General features: G+C 64.8%; 3 protein-coding genes. All 3 read right to left on the reverse strand.

Going from position 1 to position 2,426, the window contains the following annotated elements:
• Nucleotides 1-1,264: IS66 family transposase (gene tnpC / locus NKI24_RS35630; RefSeq protein ID WP_352750850.1), on the reverse strand; the 1,264-nt coding region annotated here is incomplete at its 3' end.
• A 69-nt stretch (nt 1,265-1,333) separates the two neighbouring features.
• On the reverse strand, nt 1,334-1,690 hold the full coding sequence (tnpB, locus tag NKI24_RS35635; RefSeq protein ID WP_023709031.1) for an IS66 family insertion sequence element accessory protein TnpB: 357 nt from the start codon (nt 1,688-1,690) through the stop codon (nt 1,334-1,336).
• Nucleotides 1,687-2,121, reverse strand: coding sequence for an IS66-like element accessory protein TnpA (gene tnpA, locus NKI24_RS35640; protein WP_352750853.1), 435 nt, complete (start codon nt 2,119-2,121; stop codon nt 1,687-1,689). The genes tnpB and tnpA overlap by 4 nt, the downstream gene beginning before the upstream one ends.
• Nucleotides 2,122-2,426: the final 305 nt, after the last annotated feature.

Below are 2,426 nucleotides of genomic sequence, written 5' to 3' on the forward strand. Positions count from 1 at the left end.
TGCGGCCGTCGTCAAGGAAGCGCGAGAGGCCTTGCCAGCGCGAGAGCGTGTAGCGGATCGCCTCGGCGAGCTTTGTCTTCTGGCTAATCAGGCCGAGCTTCTCGCGCAGCCAGGGTTCGAGATCGGCGACAATAGCGCGGCTATTTTCCTGACGCATCGCACGGCGTTCATCGGCCGATCGGCCGCGGATATCGTCCTCTATTCTGTAGAGCTCGGCGATCCGTCTCAGCGCCTCGCTGGCGATCGGCGCGGGACCCGCTGCCGCCAGTTCATAGAAGCGTCGGCGCACGTGTGCCCAGCAGAAGGCGAGCGTCACGTTGCTTTTGTCGGCCAGCACGCGATAGCCGCCATAGCCATCGACCTGCAGGATTCCAGTGAAGCCTGCGAGATGAGCGATCGGACGCTCGGCCTTCCGGTCGGGTGCGTAGACATAGGCAACGCCCGGCGGGTCGGCTCCCTGCCATGGCCGATCGTCACGCGCATAGGCCCAGAGCTGCCCGGTCTTGGTCTTGCCTCGGCCGGGATCGAGCACCGGCGCGGTCGTCTCGTCGGCGAAGAGTTTTGGCGAGGACTTCAATTTGCCAAGCAGCCGCTCATGCACCGGACGCAGGTGCCAGGCGGCGCGGCCGACCCAGTCGGCGAGCGTGGAGCGATCGAGATTGATGCCTTGCCGGGCATAGATCTGCGCCTGACGATAGAGCGGCAGGTGATCGGCGTATTTGGAGACCAGGACTTGGGCGACCGTCGCTTCGGTCGGAAGACCACCCTCGATCAGCCGGGCCGGCGCGGCAGCCTGAACGACCACATCCTCACAGGCGCGGCAGGCATATTTGGGCCGCCGCACCACGATCACGCGCAGCTGCGCCGGAACGATGTCGAGCCGCTCGCTCACGTCCTCGCCGATCCGGTGCAGGCCATTGCGACAGCACGGGCAGGCATGGTCCTCGATGTCGACGACCATCTCCGTGCGCGGCAGGTGGGGTGGCAACGCACCGCGGTTCGCCCGGCGCTTCGTGGCCTTTGCTTGGCGCTCGGCGAGAGCAGATTGTTCCTTCGCTTCCTCGCCGGCGGCCTCGATCTGCTCGGCCTCTTCGAGCCCCAGCAGCAATTGATCCTCGGGGAGCGTTTCAGCACGACGGCCGAAGCGGTGGCGCTGCAATTCCTTGATGATCTGGATCAGCCGGGCGTTCTCGACGTCGCGCGCCAGGACCATCGCCTTCAGCGCGTCCGGATCGTCGGGAAGCTGGTCAGCAGTCATCGCCATGACAGGATCAGACCATATTCGCCGACAGCCCGCGACAGCGGAATCCAGACTGATTCACTTCGTCGCGGGTCAGCCGGCCTGGGCTGGAACGCGGGTCCGGCGCGCCTCATGGACGCGCCGCCAGTCGAGACCTTCGAGTAGCGCCGAGAGCTGCGCGGCCGTCAGCCGCATCATGCCGTCATGCACTTTCGGCCAGCGGAACTCCCCATCCTCCAAACGCTTGGCATAGAGGCAGACGCCGGTGCCGTCCCAGAAGATCAGCTTGATCCGGTCTGTCCGCTTCGCCCGGAAGACGTACACGGCCCCGCTGAACGGATCGGCTCCCATCGTCTCTCGCACCAGCGCAGCCAATCCCTCCGCACCCTTGCGGAAGTCGACCGGCTTCGTCGCCACCATGACCTTGACCGCACCCGTCGGCCCGATCACGACGTCGCCTTCAGCGCGCGGATCACTGCGGCCACCGTCTTGGCATCGGCGCCCCGGCCGACGCGCATCGCAACGCCGTCGATCTCAAGCTCGATCACTCCGGCGTCTCGAGTGGCTTGCCGTTTCTGCTGCTTCGGTGAACGGCTGGCTACAGGCTCCGCCGCCGCCACAACCGCCGGCACGAAGGCAGGAGAATTTTGCTGCACCGAAGCGGCCTGTTTGCGCGCTTCGCGGCGCCAGGCGAAGACCTGCTGCGGCCTGAGGCCATACCGGCGGGCGACCTCGGAAACGACTGCGTTCGGCTCCAGCGTCTCCGCGATGATCCGCGCCTTGTCATCCACCGACCAATGACGCCGACCGCCGGCACCGTTGATCACCTCGAAACGCCGAGGCTGCCGCTCCGGGTCAAGCGTAAGGTCAAGTCCAGACACAAGCCGATCTCCGATCCCAATACAGGATCGGCAACCTCACAGATCGCGACCACTCCCGAAAGGTGGTCCCACAACAGCGCTTACAGTGAACCTTCGCAAGGCCGGTCTTACAGCCGCTCTGGCACCAACCTGTGAGGAGGCTCAAAGGTGGTTGGCAGAGGAACGTCCGGGGTGGTGGGCCGCGGCGTCCGACTAGAGTGGGGCTTATGTTCCAATCAACGGAACTGTGACAGTTGTCTGATAATTTATCGGATATCGGTTGAAATACGGGAACTCGATCACGAACGCATATTGGGCGGTCAGAT

The organism is Mesorhizobium sp. M0701 (assembly GCF_040320365.1).
Taxonomy (GTDB): Bacteria; Pseudomonadota; Alphaproteobacteria; order Rhizobiales; family Rhizobiaceae; genus Mesorhizobium.